The 17,541-nt window shown below is 31.1% G+C and carries 17 protein-coding genes; 5 read left to right on the top strand and 12 right to left on the bottom strand.

Annotated elements, in window-relative coordinates:
- The first annotated feature begins 33 nt into the window (after positions 1-33).
- Positions 34-225, top strand: a complete 192-nt coding sequence (locus BWR22_RS13055; protein WP_076734101.1) for a hypothetical protein — start codon at positions 34-36, stop codon at positions 223-225.
- Between the two features lie 42 nt (positions 226-267).
- Here BWR22_RS13055 and lspA read toward each other — a convergent pair whose 3' ends face one another.
- The 5 genes from lspA to BWR22_RS13030 form a co-directional block, all read right to left on the bottom strand.
- On the bottom strand, positions 268-753 hold the full coding sequence (lspA, locus tag BWR22_RS13050) for a signal peptidase II (RefSeq protein WP_076734100.1): 486 nt from the start codon (positions 751-753) through the stop codon (positions 268-270).
- Between the two features lies 1 nt (position 754).
- Positions 755-1,648: an ACP S-malonyltransferase gene (gene fabD, locus BWR22_RS13045; protein ID WP_076734099.1), complete on the bottom strand. Its 894-nt coding sequence runs from the start codon at positions 1,646-1,648 to the stop codon at positions 755-757.
- 88 nt (positions 1,649-1,736) lie between these two features.
- Complete coding sequence (locus tag BWR22_RS13040) at positions 1,737-3,293, bottom strand: NAD(P)/FAD-dependent oxidoreductase (protein WP_076734098.1); 1,557 nt, start codon at positions 3,291-3,293, stop codon at positions 1,737-1,739.
- Positions 3,294-3,386: 93 nt separating this feature from the next.
- The gene (locus BWR22_RS13035) at positions 3,387-3,818 is read right to left on the bottom strand and encodes a PH domain-containing protein (protein WP_076734097.1); all 432 of its coding nucleotides are present in this window, start codon (positions 3,816-3,818) and stop codon (positions 3,387-3,389) included.
- Between the two features lie 18 nt (positions 3,819-3,836).
- A complete protein-coding gene (locus BWR22_RS13030) occupies positions 3,837-4,733 on the bottom strand; it encodes a dihydrofolate reductase (protein ID WP_076734096.1) in 897 nt (298 codons plus the stop codon).
- A gap of 263 nt (positions 4,734-4,996) precedes the next feature.
- On the opposite strand from BWR22_RS13030, the gene BWR22_RS13025 reads away from it, so the two are divergent.
- Positions 4,997-5,293, top strand: coding sequence for an isoamylase early set domain-containing protein (locus tag BWR22_RS13025; protein WP_076734095.1), 297 nt, complete (start codon positions 4,997-4,999; stop codon positions 5,291-5,293).
- Positions 5,294-5,342: 49 nt separating this feature from the next.
- On the opposite strand, the gene BWR22_RS13020 is transcribed toward BWR22_RS13025, so the two are convergent.
- The 6 genes from BWR22_RS13020 to BWR22_RS12995 form a co-directional block, all read right to left on the bottom strand.
- On the bottom strand, positions 5,343-6,167 hold the full coding sequence (locus BWR22_RS13020) for a thymidylate synthase (RefSeq protein ID WP_076734094.1): 825 nt from the start codon (positions 6,165-6,167) through the stop codon (positions 5,343-5,345).
- 127 nt (positions 6,168-6,294) lie between these two features.
- Positions 6,295-6,804 (bottom strand): DUF7738 domain-containing protein, encoded by a 510-nt coding sequence (locus tag BWR22_RS13015; protein WP_076734093.1) that lies wholly within the window; start codon positions 6,802-6,804, stop codon positions 6,295-6,297.
- Positions 6,805-6,819: 15 nt separating this feature from the next.
- Positions 6,820-8,553, bottom strand: coding sequence for a NupC/NupG family nucleoside CNT transporter (locus BWR22_RS13010; protein WP_076734092.1), 1,734 nt, complete (start codon positions 8,551-8,553; stop codon positions 6,820-6,822).
- Between the two features lie 4 nt (positions 8,554-8,557).
- Entirely contained in the window at positions 8,558-9,172 is a 615-nt protein-coding gene (locus BWR22_RS13005; RefSeq protein WP_076734091.1) for a bifunctional nuclease family protein, read from the bottom strand.
- A 92-nt stretch (positions 9,173-9,264) separates the two neighbouring features.
- The gene (locus BWR22_RS13000) at positions 9,265-10,227 is read right to left on the bottom strand and encodes an electron transfer flavoprotein subunit alpha/FixB family protein (RefSeq protein WP_076734090.1); all 963 of its coding nucleotides are present in this window, start codon (positions 10,225-10,227) and stop codon (positions 9,265-9,267) included.
- A 103-nt stretch (positions 10,228-10,330) separates the two neighbouring features.
- Complete coding sequence (locus BWR22_RS12995) at positions 10,331-11,077, bottom strand: electron transfer flavoprotein subunit beta/FixA family protein (RefSeq protein WP_076734089.1); 747 nt, start codon at positions 11,075-11,077, stop codon at positions 10,331-10,333.
- Positions 11,078-11,279: 202 nt separating this feature from the next.
- On the opposite strand from BWR22_RS12995, the gene BWR22_RS12990 reads away from it, so the two are divergent.
- The 3 genes from BWR22_RS12990 to BWR22_RS12980 all read left to right on the top strand — a co-directional run bounded on the left by BWR22_RS12990 (position 11,280) and on the right by BWR22_RS12980 (position 15,672).
- Positions 11,280-12,257 (top strand): pyruvate dehydrogenase complex E1 component subunit beta, encoded by a 978-nt coding sequence (locus BWR22_RS12990; RefSeq protein WP_076734088.1) that lies wholly within the window; start codon positions 11,280-11,282, stop codon positions 12,255-12,257.
- 75 nt (positions 12,258-12,332) lie between these two features.
- Positions 12,333-14,831 carry a DUF5686 and carboxypeptidase-like regulatory domain-containing protein gene (locus tag BWR22_RS12985; protein WP_076734087.1) on the top strand — a complete coding sequence of 833 codons (2,499 nt, stop codon included), beginning with the start codon at positions 12,333-12,335 and terminating at the stop codon, positions 14,829-14,831.
- Between the two features lie 67 nt (positions 14,832-14,898).
- Positions 14,899-15,672 carry a membrane metalloprotease gene (locus BWR22_RS12980; RefSeq protein WP_076734086.1) on the top strand — a complete coding sequence of 258 codons (774 nt, stop codon included), beginning with the start codon at positions 14,899-14,901 and terminating at the stop codon, positions 15,670-15,672.
- A gap of 78 nt (positions 15,673-15,750) precedes the next feature.
- On the opposite strand, the gene BWR22_RS12975 is transcribed toward BWR22_RS12980, so the two are convergent.
- Positions 15,751-17,541 (bottom strand): DUF6029 family protein, encoded by a 1,791-nt coding sequence (locus tag BWR22_RS12975; RefSeq protein WP_076734085.1) that lies wholly within the window; start codon positions 17,539-17,541, stop codon positions 15,751-15,753.

Raw genomic sequence — 17,541 nt, 5'->3', positions numbered from 1 at the left:
TTGGTTTCTTTGTATTATAATGAAATAGATATTATGAAACTGATACAAATTAAAAGAGAAACAATTCAAGAAAACAGATTTACTCCTAAAATGGGACTTTTAACTGCTAAGGTGACTTACATAAAAAAGCAATTTTTAGGTATTCCAATTAAAACTTTACACAAATACAGAGAAACGTATTATGGAGAAGTAAAAGATTGTGAAGATTGTGTGTTAGCTAGATAAACATATTAAAAAAAAATCCCGATAAAACTATCGGGATTTTTTTTATGCTTTTTTCTTTGAGAAATTTCCTAGAATAAGTAGTCCCATTCCAACCATAACAGACACATCTGCTAGATTAAAAATACCTGTTCTAAAAACACCTCCTAAATCTATGTGCCAGAAATCTGTTACGTGTCCGTAAACAACACGATCATACAAATTTGCAATACCTCCACCAATAATACAGCAGAATCCTATAAGAGAGAATTTATCTAATGTTTTATCTCTAAATATATGGAATAAGACCAATGTTAATACAATTATAGGTAAAACATTAAGTAATACTATTTTTAGTATAGGACTAAAATCACTTCCTAGTCCTAAAAATGCACCTGAGTTTTCAACATTATGAAGTGTAAAATAATCACCTAAAATTTCAGATTGACTACCTGGAGTTACATTGGCTCTAATCCAAAATTTAGAAATCTGGTCTAAAGCAATATTAAATATTATAATTAAAATAATAAATAGCGTTCTGTTTTTTTTCATATTAAGAAGCGCTTTCTATTGTTGCAGAAGTAGTCTCTGCTGCTCGGTTTATTTTTTTAACTAAACCTTGTAAAACTTTTCCTGGTCCTACTTCTGTAAATAGAGTAGCTCCATCTTTAATCATTTGCTCTACAGATTGTGTCCAACGTACAGGAGCAGTTAATTGCGAAATTAAATTTGCTTTAATCTCTGCTTCATTAATTACAGCATTAGCTGTTACGTTTTGGTATATTGGGCAATTAGGTTTGCTAAAGGTTGTATTCTCTATTGCAGCAGCTAACTCCTCTCTAGCAGGCTCCATCATTGGAGAATGAAAAGCTCCTCCAACAGGTAGTACCAATGCGCGTCTTGCTCCAGCTTCTTTCATATTTTCACAAGCTTTGTTTATGGCATCAATTTCTCCAGAAATTACTAACTGTCCTGGGCAATTGTAATTTGCTGCAACAACAATACCTTCTGTATCTGCGCAAATTTTTTCAACTAAAGCATCTTCTAACCCTAAAACTGCAGCCATAGTGCTTGGTTGTATTTCGCAGGCTTTTTGCATAGCTATAGCACGTTGCGAAACTAAACGTAAACCGTCTTCAAAAGTTAAAGCTCCGTTAGCAACAAGTGCAGAAAATTCTCCAAGAGAATGACCAGCAACCATATCTGGTTTAAAATTTTCACCTAAAGTTTTTGCTAAGATTACAGAATGTAAAAATATGGCTGGTTGTGTAACTTTAGTTTCTTTTAAAGCTTCAGCAGTACCTTCAAACATTATGTCTGTAATATTGAAACCTAAAATTTCGTTAGCATCTTCAAATAAATGTTGTGCTTCTGGTGAGTTTTCGTATAAGTCTAAGCCCATTCCTGAGAATTGAGCGCCTTGACCTGGAAATATATATGCTTTCATTAGTTTAATTTTGTAATGCAAAAATAGGAATAAAATCTTTAAAAAATTTGTAGTTATTATTTTCAATAAAGAGATTAGGGTTAAATATTTATAAGCCTACCACAGCCGCTTCAGCGCAACGTTCGCCATCCATTGCTGCACTAATAATGCCTCCAGCATATCCGCCACCTTCTCCACATGGAAATAAATTGGAAATTTCAGGATGTTCTAAAGTTTCATTTCTTGGAATATTTACTGGTGATGAGGTTCTAGATTCTACTCCAATAATATTAGCTTCTTCGGTGTAGTAACCTTTCATTTTTCTGCCAAAAGCTTCAAAACCCTTTCGTAATCTACCTCCAATTATTTTTGGTAATAAAGAGTGTAAAGGTGCACTATTTAAACCTGGTTGATAAGATGTATTGTTTAATGAGTTTGATAAATTACCTTCAACAAAATCGGTTAATCGTTGTGCTGGTGCAACTTGCGTTCTCCCGCCAGAAGTAAAAGCAATACGTTCTAAGTTTTTTTGATATTCTAAGCCTTTTAACGCTCCAAATTTTTCGTATTTTGGAATGTCCTTATCTACATTAATTTCTACCACAATACCGGAATTTGCAAATTGATTATTACGTCTTGATGGCGACATACCATTTACAACTACTTCTCCATTGGCAGTAGCAGCAGGCACAATAAAGCCGCCTGGACACATACAAAAAGAGTACACACCACGATCTTTAACTTGTTGTACTAAACTGTAAGACGCTGCTGGTAATAACTCATGGCGCTCGCCAGAACAATGGTATTGAATAGAGTCGATTATATGCTGTGGATGCTCTACACGAACTCCCATAGCAAAAGATTTAGCTTGCAAAGCAACTTTTTTATTATTTAATAAGTAGAAAATATCTCTGGCCGAATGTCCTGTTGCTAAAATAACACGTTCTGTAGGTATTTCATTTCCATTTTTTAGGAGTATAGATTCTATTTTATTGTTTTTAATATTAAAATCTGTTACACGAGTTTCAAAATGAACTTCTCCACCAAAATTAATTATAGTCTCTCTTATATTTTGTACTACTTTAGGTAGTTTGTTTGTGCCAATATGTGGATGTGCATCTACCAGAATTTGATCTGTAGCACCATGAAAAACTAAATTTTCAAATATTTTTCTTACATCACCTCGTTTTAAACTTCTAGTGTATAATTTGCCATCACTATAGGTTCCTGCACCGCCTTCTCCAAAGCAATAATTGGAATCTTCGTTTACAAAATGATCTTGATTTATGGCTTTTAAATCGCGCCTACGATCTTGTACATTTTTACCTCGTTCTAAAACAATTGGTTTAAAGCCTAACTCAATACAGCGTAATGCAGCATACATTCCAGCAGGACCAAATCCAATAATATGTACTGGTTTAGCCTTTGAGACATCTTTATAGTTAAATTGATATTTTGATGTTTCTGGTAAGGCTTCTTTAATGTAAACCGATAATTTATAATTTAAAATAATCTTTGGTTTTCTTGCGTCTATAGATTTACGTAATATTTTTATTCCTGTAATATCATTTTTAGGAATATTTAAATATTGAGCCGCTTTTAAAACTAAAATATCGCTACGTTCTTCATCTTTTAAAGTTAAGCGAAGCTGAATGTCTTTTACCATGTTGCGAAATTAGGGAAAATTGATGGAACTAAAAGTTATTTTTAATTGGACTGTAATTAAAGTATAATGCTAATAGTTAATATTTTAAATAAATTATTGCTCTGTAATATTATTTTTAATTTTAGGATTTATACTTGTTAAATGTTTTGCAAACTCCATCTTATTTTTTGGTGATATTATAATTTCTTCAAATTTCTCATATTTTATTTCAATCCTATCGAAAGAAGCAGCTGGAGATGAAATAATATTATTAGACTTTGTTATTTCCTTTATAGTATAAATATCAATAGGTTTATAAGAAAAAAAGCCACATTTAATTTTTAAGTTATTCTCGTCAATTATGTATTCGGTTTTTAAAAACATATGAGTTATAAATCCAAAAATTATAATTATAAATATAGTTGTTAATATAATTTCTGTATTTATTTCATTTTTAATTATAATAAGAATTAATGGAGTAAAAAACGTTAGAAATACAAGAGTTAATAATCCGTAAGAAACTTTAGATACATATTTTTTTACCATTATATCCTGTTTATTAAACTATTTTCTTTCAAAAGTTATAAATGAAAAAGCATAGTCATGATTTTCATCTTGGGCGTGTATTTCATTAGCAGTTTCTTTCCAATTATTCATGTTAATTTCTGGAAAAAAAGTATCTGCATCAAAAGTAGAATGTACACGTGTTAATTCGATTTTTGAAGCAAAAGGCATGGCTTGTTTATAAATTTCGCCTCCACCAATTATAAAAGGTTGATTGTCGCTTTTTGAAGCGTCTATTGCATCTTCAATAGAATTTACTAATAAAACTCCGGCAGGAACTTGATAGTCTTTTTGTCTAGAAATAACAACATGAGTTCTGTTTGGTAATGGCTTAGGAAAACTTTCGAAAGTTTTACGGCCCATTATAATGTAGTGGCCAGAAGTGAGTGCCTTAAATCTTTTAAGGTCATCACGTAAATGCCAAATAAGGTCGTTGTTTTTTCCTATTTCGTTGTTTTCTCCAGCAGCAACAATCATAGTTAAATTTTTATGCGGTTTTACTGCATCTGGATTTTTTGTTGTTACTTTTTCAGGTTGAATAATTGTGCTTTTAAGTGCTTCAATTTTATCTTGTTGTTTGGCTACTAATTTTTCTATTTGTGCTTTTTCCCATTCTTTACCCATAAATTTATTTGTAATAAATACGTTAAAAGCATGATATAAAAAGAAAAATAACCATGCAGAAATTGCAATTACAAACCAGTCTAAATTAAAGATTTTAAAATCCTTACCTATATTTAAAACAGTATTGGCAAGAATTAAAAATACTGCACCAATTAGAAAAATAACAAAGTGAGCATATAAACCTTTTTTTTGTTTTATACGGCGTTGTGCATTCTCTATTAAAGCTAATTGCTCTTGGTCTATTTGTGGTTTTGATTTCTTTTTTCCGAACATGTAATTTTAATTTATAATGTAAAGTTAAAGTAATATTGTGAATTTTTATTTTTTATTTAAAACGAAATCGTTTTAGTTTGATAGTCAGTAATTTATGTTTTTATTTTAACTATAGCATTATTAAAAATAAGGTGTTTTTATTTTGCTATTCTAAATAAATGATATCGAATTTTACTAAAGTAATAATTCTTTATTAAATCTATATTAAAGAGTTTGTTACTATGTTATTGTTGTATAATTTTGAACTTTAAAATATTAATATTATGGCTATTACAAAACAATTTTTAAAATCTAAACCAGTATGTAAAGTAACCTTTACTGTACCTGCAGAAGGTGCAAATGAAGTTAAGGTTGTAGGAAATTTTAACGAATGGAATACAGAAGCTACTGCATTAAAGAAACTAAAGAACGGAACTTTTAAAGGTACTGTTAATTTAGAAAAAGATAAATCTTACGAGTTTAGATACTTGGTAGATGGACAGTGGAAAAATGAAGATCAAGCCGATGCTTTTGCGTGGAATGATTACGCTGCAGACGAGAATAGTGTTATAAATTTATAATTAAAAGAATAAAAAAAGAGCTTCTATTTAGAAGCTCTTTTTTTAAGTTTTATACTGCAACTGCTCCTTTTATATGAGGATGCGGATTATAATCTTCTAATGTGAAATCTTCGAATTTAAAATCGAAGATGTTTTTAATCTCAGGATTAAGTTTCATTTTAGGTAATGGTCTACACTCTCTAGACAATTGTAATTCTAATTGTTCTACATGATTGTTGTAAATATGTGCATCTCCAAATGTATGAATAAATTCTCCAGCTTCGTAACCACAAACTTGTGCCATCATCATGGTAAATAACGCGTAAGAGGCAATGTTAAAAGGAACGCCAAGAAAAATATCTGCACTACGTTGGTATAATTGGCAAGATAATTTTCCATTTGCTACATAAAACTGAAAAAAGGCATGGCAAGGAGGTAATGCTGCCTTTCCATTGGCTACATTTTCATCGAAAGATTTTGAAGTATCTGGTAAAACAGAAGGATTCCAAGCAGAAACAAGCATTCTTCTACTATTTGGGTTGTTTTTAAGTGTTTCAATAACTTCTGTAATTTGGTCTACTTCATCGCTATTCCAGTTTCTCCATTGGTGCCCATATACAGGACCTAAATCTCCATTTTTATCTGCCCAAGAATTCCATATTTTTACACCATTTTGAGTTAGATAATTAATATTGGTATCTCCTTTTAAAAACCAAAGTAACTCGTAAATAATAGATTTTAAATGTAGTTTCTTAGTAGTCACCATTGGAAAACCTTCGCTTAAATCGAAACGTAATTGGTAACCAAAAACACTTTTTGTTCCAGTTCCTGTTCTATCTCCTTTTTCGTTACCGTTATCTAAAACGTGCTTTACTAATTCGTGATATTGTTTCATGTATATTTACCTTGAGAATAGGAGTTTAATTTAATTAAACATTATTTTTTATGGTTTAAAAGTATAAAAAAAGCTTCAACTGTAAATAGAGAAGCTTTTATATATATTAAAAGTTATTAACTATAAATTAGTGAAATTCAAAACCAATTTGAGTAATTAAACTGTTATTAAAACCAATAATTATTGGTGTTTTTTCAATTTCAGGATTAGAAACACATAAACTAGGAACTATACATTTTAATTCTACAATTTTAATAGTATCTATTATAGACTTTTTTGATTCTTTATTTATAGATAAATCATCAATTTTAAATGTACCATTATATTCTTTTTCTGGAAATGATTCGTCTCCATCCCAATTAAAATTTATTCCAAAAAAAACAAGCTTATTATTAATTGTGTGGAAAGCAATACCTAAATTTTCATAATGATAATTAATTTTTCCGGATCGAAAGTTTTTATAAATTGTAGGTTCTCCCAATAATTCTTTAATATCTTGAAAAGAAGATTCTTTACTTAATTTTGTATTGTTAACAATAACTTCTTTGTCTTTTGTAAACTCAATTTCAGTATTTTTTTGAGCAACTGCTAAATTTACAGAAGCGAAAGCTAATAAGATAAAAAGTATGTTTTTCATATATAATAACGTTTTCTAGCCTATTATCATGCCTGCAATAGTTGCAGAAATTAATGATGCAATTGTTCCGCCGATTAAGGCTTTAATACCAAATTTAGATAATTGTTTACGCTGCCCAGGAGCTAAAGAACCAATACCTCCAATTTGGATACCAATAGAAGCAAAATTAGCAAATCCACAAAGCATATAAGTTGCCATAATTATAGATTTTTCGTAAGTTAAATGTGTTGCGTTTGCTACATTTTTTAATTCTGCTAATTGTATATATCCTATAAATTCACTTGCAGCTAATTTTATACCTAATAGCTGTCCCATTAAAGCCATATCTTCTTTTGCAACACCTAGTAACCACATTAATGGTGCAAAAATATAACCTAATATAAACTCTAAAGATAAGCTGTTGTAAGGTGTGTTTGCAGCAATAATTTCGTTTAAAGAAGTAAAATGCCAATCTATATTTAATGCAGCTATTGTAAAGCCATCAAAACTAGCAACACCTCCCAAAATACCATTTACCATTGCAATAAACGCAACAAAAACTAAAAGCATAGCACCAACATTTACAGCAAGTCTTAAACCTTCTGTAGTTCCGTTTGCTATGGCTTCAAGAATATTAGAACCTATTTTTTCTTGAGAAACTTTTACATCTGTGTTAACCTCTTCGGTTTGAGGAAATAATATTTTTGAAATTACTATTGCTCCAGGTGCCGCCATTACAGATGCAGCTAGTAAGTGTTTTGCATAAAAAAGCTGTAAGATTTCATCTTCACCTCCTAAAAAACCAATGTAAGCTGCCAATACAGCTCCTGCTACTGTTGCCATTCCTCCAATCATAACAAGTAGAATTTCAGACTTATTCATTTTTTCTAAATAAGCTTTAATTAAAAGAGGTGCTTCGGTTTGACCTAAGAAAATATTTCCTGCTACACTTAAGCTTTCAGCTCCAGAAATTCCAAGCACTTTGGTTAGTAATAAACCCATTAGTTTTACTACTTTTTGAATTATTCCTAAGTAAAATAGTACTGATGTTAATGCAGAAAAGAATATTATAGTTGGCAACACTTGGAAAGCGAAAATAAAACCAAAAGAATTGACATCTAGCATGCCACCAAATAGGAACTCGCTTCCTGCTTGTGTATAGCTTAATATTTCTATAAAGCCTTTTCCTATAAACTCGAAAGTAGTTTTTACAAATCCAACTTTTAATACTCCAATTGCAATTACAAGCTGAAAAAGTAGACCTAATCCAACGGTTTTCCAGTTTATGCCTTTTCTGTTACTACTAAATAAAAAGGCAACAAAAATAAGAGAAACCATACCTAAAACTCCTCTCCAAAGGCTACTTATAGAAAAACCTTGACTAGGTATAATTGTGCCTTTGCTTGGACTTGGCGTAGTGGCTTCGGCAACATTATTGTCTAAAACAGTAGGAGCAGACTTATATTTATATGTTACGTTTTTGTCCTTAAATACTAATGTAGAATCTGTAAGTTGAGAGATTTTGTAACGTTTAATAGAGCTTAAAGAATCATTAAAATAGCATACCAATAAATTATTTTGGTACATGTAGTCTCCTTTAATGTTTTGGTTGTTATCTTTACTAAAGGTAAACTCTCCTTTGTTAAATTCTATATTATCAAAATTATTTGTGATAGATTGAGAGATCCATTTTTTCTCTAAGTCTTGAGCAAAAGAAGTTGTTATACCCAAAAAAATAGCTATGAAAGCTAATAGTGAATTTTTAATCATAAAATTATCGTTTAGAAATCTCGTCTCTAATTTTTGCAGCAGTTTCGTAATCTTCATTTGCTACAGCCTCGGCAAGTAAGTTATGTAATTCTTCTAAAGAATTTGAATTGTAATCGTCGTTATCTAAAAACTCCAATTCTTCATTAATAATATCTTCAATTAAGACACTGTCTTCAGTATCTTCATCATCCTCTTTTTTAGGGTCTACTTTTAAATAAATTCCTGCTTTATCTAGAATGTTTTTATAAGTAAAAATAGGAGCTTGAAAACGAAGAGCTAGTGCTATAGCATCACTAGTTCTAGCATCTATTATTTCTTCAATTTTATCACGTTCGCAAATTAAACTTGAGTAAAATACACCATCAACTAGTTTATGTATAATTACTTGTTTTACAACAACATCAAATCTGTCTGCAAAGTTTTTAAATAAATCGTGCGTTAGTGGACGAGGAGGTCTTATTTCTTTTTCAAGCGCAATCGCAATAGATTGTGCTTCAAATGCACCAATAACAATTGGTAGTTTTCGTTCACCATCTACCTCGTTTAATATTAAAGCATACGCGCCATTCTGGGTTTGGCTGTATGATATTCCTTTTATTTTTAGTCTTACTAAACTCATAAATATATAAATGAAAAAAAAGCGGTTAAATGTAAAATGGAGTAGTACCAATTAGCATTAACCGCTTTTTTACGAGCACAATTTAAAAAAAATTATGCGTTTGCCGCTTTAAAAGCTTTTAATTTTTCTATAAGAGCAGGAATAACCTCAAAAGCATCACCTACAACTCCATAATCTGCAGCTTTAAAGAATGGTGCTTCTGGGTCTGTGTTTACAACAACTTTTACTTTAGAAGCATTGATTCCTGCTAAGTGTTGTATTGCTCCAGAAATACCTATTGCTATATATAAATTTGAAGCTACAGGTTTACCTGTTTGCCCAACGTGTTCACTGTGTGGTCTCCATCCTAAATCTGAAACTGGTTTAGAACAAGCAGTTGCTGCTCCAAGAACTTCTGCTAATTCTTCTACCATTCCCCAATTTTCTGGTCCTTTTAATCCACGTCCTGCAGATACAACTATTTCTGCATCTGCAATTGTAACTTTATCTGTTGCTTTATCTACAGATTGTACTGTAACTCCAGACTCTTCAACAGTTGGAGAAAAATCTTCGGTTGTTGCACTAGCTTCATTTTCAACTAAACCAAAAGCGTTATTTGATACACCAACAACTTTAACATCTGTATTTATTGCTGTAATATTAAATGCTTTGTTTGTAAATGCTGTACGTTTTATTGTAAATGGCGCTGTACTTGACGGCGCTTCTACTACGTTCGATGCGTAACCTGCATTTAAACCTACTGCTAAAACAGGTGCTAAATACTTACTATCTGCTGTTTGGCTAACAACAACTACTTTTGCTCCTTCTTTTTCTACTGCTTGTTTAATTACTGAAGCATAAGATTTTGCATTAAATTTATCTAATCCTGAGTTTGATACATTTAATACTTTATCTACACCATATTTTCCTAGCTCACTAGTATCGTTTGCGTTTACCGCTACAGCTGTTACCGTTGTACCTAATTGATCTGCAACGGCTTTAGCATAAGATGCTACTTCTAAAGCTGTTTTTTTAAATTTTCCGTTTTCTGATTCTGTATATACTAAAACTGACATAATTTTTTTCTTTTTTGTAATCCTGAAGTTATTTCAGGAACTCGTTAATCTTTACTTTAATTTCAAAAGATTCCGAAATACTTCGGAATGATTTAATGCATTATTAAATCACTTTTGCTTCGTTATGAAGTAAGTTTACTAACTCGTCTAGGTTATCTGCATCTACTAAAGTTACAGCGCCTTTTGGTACTGGCTTTTCAAATTTAACCGATGTTGTTTCAGTTTCTGCATTAGCTGCTTCTACAACATTTAAAGGTTTTTTTCTTGCCATCATGATTCCTCTCATGTTAGGAATACGTAAATCACTTTCTTCTACTAATCCTTTTTGTCCTGCAATTACTAATGGTAAAGATGTAGTTACTGTTTCTTTACCTCCGTCAATTTCTCTTGTAGCGGTAGCATTTGTTCCTTCTACTTCTAAACTAATACAGTTAGTAACAAAATTTGCTCCTGTTAATTCAGATAACATTCCTGGTACCATACCACCATTATAATCTATAGACTCACGACCTGCAATTACTAAATCGTAACCACCATCTTGTACTACTTTAGCTAATTCTTTAGCCACTTGAAAGCCATCTTTAGCTTCTGCATTTACTCTAATTGCATTATCTGCACCAATTGCTAATGCTTTACGCAAAGTTGGTTCTGTTTCTGCACCTCCTACATTTACAACATCTACACTTGCACCTTGTTTTTCTTTAAACCACATAGCACGAGTTAAACCAAACTCATCGTTTGGGTTAATAACAAACTGTACACCATTGGTGTCGAATTTAGAATCTCCGTCTGTAAAATTAATTTTTGATGTTGTGTCTGGCACGTGACTAATACACACTAAAACCTTCATATTTTTATAATTAATTAAGATTATTTATTATTAGAGATGCAAATTACTAAATCGTTTTCGTAAAGAGCATCATTTTTTCAGGTTACGAAGATAAAAATTTTATTTCTAAAAAATACTATGCGTGCATAATAAATTTTAAATAAATTCTGCTTTAATAGTTTAGAGTTATTGTTATTTTTGTGTTTCAATTTTATAAAGCAATATGAAAACAATTCAATTTAGAGAAGCTATATGTGAAGCAATGAGCGAGGAAATGCGCAGAGATGAAAGTATTTACTTAATGGGAGAAGAGGTAGCAGAATATAATGGTGCTTATAAAGCATCCAAAGGTATGTTAGACGAATTTGGTGCTAAACGTGTTATAGATACTCCAATTGCAGAACTTGGTTTTGCAGGGATTGCTATTGGCTCTACAATGACGGGAAACAGACCTATTGTAGAATACATGACTTTTAATTTCTCTTTGGTAGGAATTGATCAAATTATAAATAACGCAGCCAAAATTAGACAAATGTCTGGTGGGCAATTTAAATGTCCTATTGTATTTCGTGGTCCAACTGCTTCTGCAGGTCAATTAGCGGCAACACACTCTCAAGCTTTCGAGAGCTGGTTTGCTAATACTCCAGGATTAAAAGTTGTAGTGCCATCTAACCCATATGATGCAAAAGGTTTGTTAAAAGCAGCTATTCGTGATGATGATCCAGTTATTTTTATGGAAAGCGAGCAAATGTATGGAGATAAAGGTGAAGTGCCAGAAGGAGAATACACGATTCCTTTAGGAGTTGCCGATATTAAAAGAGAAGGAACAGATGTAACTATTGTTTCTTTTGGAAAGATTATTAAAGAGGCTTATAAGGCAGCAGACGAATTAGCAAAAGATGGTATCTCTTGTGAAATTATAGATTTAAGAACTGTACGTCCTTTAGATAAAAAAGCTGTTTTAGAGTCTGTAAAGAAAACAAATCGTTTAGTTGTTTTAGAAGAAGCTTGGCCATTTGGAAATGTTTCTACAGAGTTAACATATATTGTACAATCTGAAGCGTTTGATTATTTAGATGCACCAGTTGTAAAAATTAATACAGCAGATACACCTGCACCATACTCACCTGTACTTTTAGCAGAATGGTTACCAGATTATACCGAAGTAATTAAGGCGGTAAAAAAGGTAATGTATAAATAATATTTAAAAAATAATTAAAAATTAAACTTCATTAGCATAATTGTTGATGAAGTTTCTTTTTTATATTTGGTTTCTATGAAAAAGTACTTATTGTTGATTTTATGCTTAGTAAGCATTTCTATATTCGCACAAACTAAAGTTAGTGGTTATGTTTACGATGATGCTAATTTACCTGTGCCATACGTAAATATTTATTTCGAAGGTACAAGTATTGGTACAACTTCAGACGAAAATGGGCGATACTATTTAGAAGACGATGAAACGCATGAAAATATAGTGTATTCTTTTATAGGTTTCCAAAAACAAACAGTAACACTACCACAAAAAGTAAATTATAAATTCGATGTAACTTTACAAGAAGATGCGGCTACTTTGCAAGAAGTTGTTTTAGTAACAGGAAAACAACCTAAAAAAAATAATCCAGCAATAGATATTTTACGTAAAATTTGGGCTAATAAAAGAAGTAATGGCTTAAAACAATACAAGCAGTATAAATACGATAAATATGAAAAAGTTGAGTTCGATTTAAATACCATTGATAGTTCGACAATAAATAGTAAACTTTTTAGAGGAATGGAATTTGTTTTCGAGCAAGTAGATACCTCTAAAGTAACAGGAAAAACATATTTACCAATGTTTATTAATGAATCTTCTGCAGAGGTTTATGGTGATAATGTTATAAATGAAAAGAGAGAAATTTTAAAAGGAAATAAAAATTCAGGTTTTAGCAACAATCAAGTTATTATAGATTTTGTAGACGATTTATATAGCGATTATGATGTTTACGATAATTATTTAAAGTTTTTTGATAAGAGTTTTACTAGTCCAATTTCTAGAACAGGAATTCAAACATATAATTATGTTTTAGCAGATAGTGCTTATATAGATAATAAATGGTGTTACAATATTATTTATTACCCAAGACGTAAAAACGAATTAACCTTTAAAGGAGATTTTTGGGTTGCCGATACCACTTTTGCTATTAAAGATATTAATATGCAAGCCTCTAAAAGTGCAAATATTAACTGGGTTAAGGAAATATATATAGAACAAGAATTTGATGTTTTAAATGATTCTACCTTCTTAATTAAACGAGACTATTTCATGTCGGATTTTGCTTTTAATAAAAAAGAAAAATCACAAGGGATTTATGGGAAACGTACAACATTATACGATAACTATAAATTTAATGAGAAAAAAGAACCTAAATTTTATAAAGAGAAAATTTATAGTTTTAACGAGGATATTTATAACCAAGACGATGCTTTTTGGGAAGAAAATAGAATGGAGTCTTTAAGTAAGGATGAAAAAGGAGTCTACGTGATGTTAGACTCACTAAAGAAAACTAAAAAATTTAAACGTCTTTATAACTTAGGAAGCATTCTAGCTTCAGGATATATAGAATTTGATGAGTTAAATTTAGATTATGGTCCCATTTTTTCAACTTTTGGATATAATGAAGTAGAAGGAGTAAGATTGCGTGGAGGAGGAAGAACTTATTTTGGACAAAACGATTTATGGCGTATAGAAGGTTTTTTAGCTTATGGTTTTAGAGACGATAAATTTAAATATGGTATTTCTGGAAAATGGCTATTAGATAAAAAAAGCCGTTTAATTATTTCTGGAGGAAATAGACGAGATGTAGAGCAAATAGGCGCAAGTTTAACAAGTTCTACAGATGTTTTAGGAAGAAGTTTAGCATCATCTTCTGTAGTTGGAACAGGTACTAACGATAAATTAACTAATGTTAATTTAACAACAATGGCTATAGAAGCCGAGCCGTCTAGAAATTTTGTAACACGAATAAGCGGAACATATAAAACATTAGAATCTGCATCCTCAACATTTAGTTTAGACTATTTTACTGATGCATCTCAAACAGAAACTAAATCTGAAATTAAGCAATATGAAACGGCCTTATCGTTATCGTATTTTCCAAAAAGGGAAATGACAGGTTTTGGTGTAGAACGCCGAATAAAAAATGATGACTTTGCAAGATTATTTGCTCAAGTAACTGTAGGAGATCCAAATATGTTTAATAGTGATTTCGATTATAAAAAACTTCAATTTTCTTATTACCAACCATGGTCTTTAGGAGGTTTAGGTAGATTAACAACTAGTATTGAAGTTGGAAAAACTTATGGAGATATTCCGTTAGGTTTAATGAGTGTTGTTCCTGGTAACCAAAGTTACTTCTCAATTTACAATACATTTTCAAACTTAGATTTTTACGAATTTGTTACCGATGAGTATGCAACACTTCATGTAGAGCATAATTTTAACGGACGTTTATTTTCTAGAATTCCATTTCTAAAAAAATATAACCTTAGAGCTATTGTAGGTTTTAGAGGTGTTATGGGTGACGTATCACAAGATAATAGAAATATTAATGCTTCTGGGCTAACTTATGTGGCGCCAAATAAGGAGGCTTATTATGAATATAGTGTAGGTGTAGGGAATATTTTTAAAGTGTTTAGAATAGATTTTAACTTTAGAGGTAACTACTTAGATCCTATTTTAAATCCTGATGCTAGAAAATTTGGTGTTACAGGTAGTTTCGGTTTTTATTTTTAATTTTAAAACTAAAACTTATATTTTATCGTTAATAAAAAAAACTATTATTAAATAATAATTTACATATATGAAAAAGACATTTTACATTTTACTTTTAATTTTTATTGTAGCTTGTTCTAGTGATGATGACAGTGCTGCTAGTGGAAACAATAATACAGATAATCCAACATCACACCTTCAAGGAACAGGAACTTCTTCTAACGACTTGCTTTCAAGTATAACTTTTAAAAGTATGGTTGTTGAGTTAGTTTATGTAGAAGGTTTTGAGCCAACTCAAGCCAGTGTAGATAACTTTGTTTCTTTTCTTGAAGATAGAACATTTAAACCAAATGGTATTACAGTAGAGAAAAGAGCAATTGCTTCACCTGGTCTATCTCCTTATACTAATGATGAGATAAGAGCAATAGAAGATGCAAATAGAACAAAATTTAATACTGGAGATGAAATTGCTGTTTGGGCATTTTTTGCAGACGGAGCATCTGCTAGTAATACTGGATCCGGAGTTGTTTTGGGAACAGCTTATAGAAACACATCGTTTGTTATTTACCAAGAAACTATTGAGGATTTAAGTAATAGTGCAGTAGAACCAAACCGTACAGTTTTAGAAACTACTGTAATTACACATGAATTTGGTCATATTTTAGGATTAACTAATTTAGGAGCATCATTACAATCTGCTCACGAAGATAGTGATCATCCAAAACATTGTAATGTTGATACTTGTTTAATGTATTGGGCAGCAGAAACTGGTTCTGGAATAGATAACTTAATAGGTTTAAGTCAAGCGCCTCAATTAGATGCACAGTGTATTGCAGATTTACAAGCTAATGGAGGAAAATAAAATACTAATTAGTAATTTATAAACTAGAAAAGGCTTCCATAACGGAAGCCTTTTCTGTTATTAAACTATTATATTTTTTTAAAATGAAGTAGATAGGTTAAGTGTTAATCCTGTATTTTCAGGCACAAATCTACATACGCCACCTACACAAAGTAATCCACCGCGTTGTCTTCCGTAATTTAAAGCTACTCTTGTGGCTCCTTTGGTAAAACTACCACCAATGTTGTAATAATGATTTTGATCTTCTTCTATATCATTTCCGTAATTATATATGTCTGTAACATAAAAGGCTAGTTTTCTGCTTGCCACATACTCTAATGTTCCGCCAGCCCAATTTTTCTTGTCATCTTTGGTCCATAAGTGTTGAGCTTCTATTCTTATAGATTTTCCGTTACCTAATTTGTGTGTAACATCTGCAATAGCAACCTGAGATTTAATATCACCATCTGTTCCTAAATTACCACCTAATGCAACTCCTTTGTCAACAATAGTGTTAACATATGTAAATATAGAAGACCAATTTTTTGAAAACCTTTTTCTAACTTCAAAATTAATATCTCTGTTAAGTCGTTTTCCAAATTTTAAAAACTCAGCCTCGTAAGTAGATTCAGCTTGATCAAACTCAGCTTCTAATAAAGCCCAATAAGAAAAATTCATTGTAAATTTCGTTCCGTATTTTCCACCTAATAAAGAACCTTTTTTAAAGTTGTAAAAAACATCTAAAGTATTTCCTATCTCTCCTGCTTGACCTCCAAAGTTTTGTAAAAATAATCCTGGTTGAGTATTATATATATAAATGTTTGCTAACGAATAATCTTGTTGTTTGGTTAAAGTTGGTAGGTAGTTAACATTTTGCATATTAAACTGAAATTCTGTTGAAGAAATATTCTTAGCCTCTCTTTCTGCAGTGAAAATCATGTTTTCCATACGTCTAAACGTATTACTTACACCTAGACCTTTTTTACTATATCCTGCAGTAAATAAAAGTGCATTACCATCAAAATACTTTCCTTCAATAATACCAGTTCCTGGTAATGCAGGAGGAATATAAGAGACGTCTTCACCTTTTAAAGCGTACTCTGTTTTAAAGTAAACGTTGCCAAAGTCGACATCTAGTCTTGCGGAATAAGAGTTTATCATTTCTGGAAAATCGGTTGTGTCAAATTCATTAGTTGGATCAAACTCATCAACAGGAGGTGTAAAATCTTCTTTTTTGCCAACATAGCTTAATCCTAAATTTAATCTGCTAAAACCTTTAATTTCAAATGCTTTGGCAAAATCAAAATTTGTGTAGAAACCAAAAATATCACTTTCAGAAACATCAAAAGCAACACGTTGTTGCCCATATAGTGCAGTTACGTCTAAATACTCTGTGGGATTGTATTTTATACGTCCACCTCTAAGCGCAGTATTTAAACCAAGTTGTCTTTCTTCAAAAGCACGAAGTAATAATCCGCTTCCAAATTGTTCGTAAAAATATCCTGCGGTAACATCTAAAGTTTTGTTTCTGTAATTTGCGTAATATGTGGCAATTTGTGTGTCGTTATATTCTGGGTAATAGTTAATAAGTGGTAAAGGTTCGTAGCTTTCTACCTGTAAACCTACAGTAAAATTATCTAAAAAGCTATAGTCTAAACGTAAGTAGCTATTAACTCTAACATGCTCATCTCTTAATTCAAAATCTGGATTCGGATCTTCAAAGTCACCTAATACAGCATCGTTTGTATACCATTGTGCGTTAGATTCTAAATTACCCGATAAGTTGTTTAAAAACTCCTTAAAAATTGTATTATTTTCTTCTGTATCTATTTCTTGCGAAAAATTTAACATAGGTAGTAATAGCACAAGAAAGATTGCGATTTTTTTCAT

The sequence above is a fragment of the Lacinutrix venerupis genome, assembly GCF_001971745.1.
GTDB lineage: Bacteria > Bacteroidota > Bacteroidia > Flavobacteriales > Flavobacteriaceae > Lacinutrix > Lacinutrix venerupis.
This window is presented reverse-complemented; position numbering and strand designations above follow the sequence as displayed.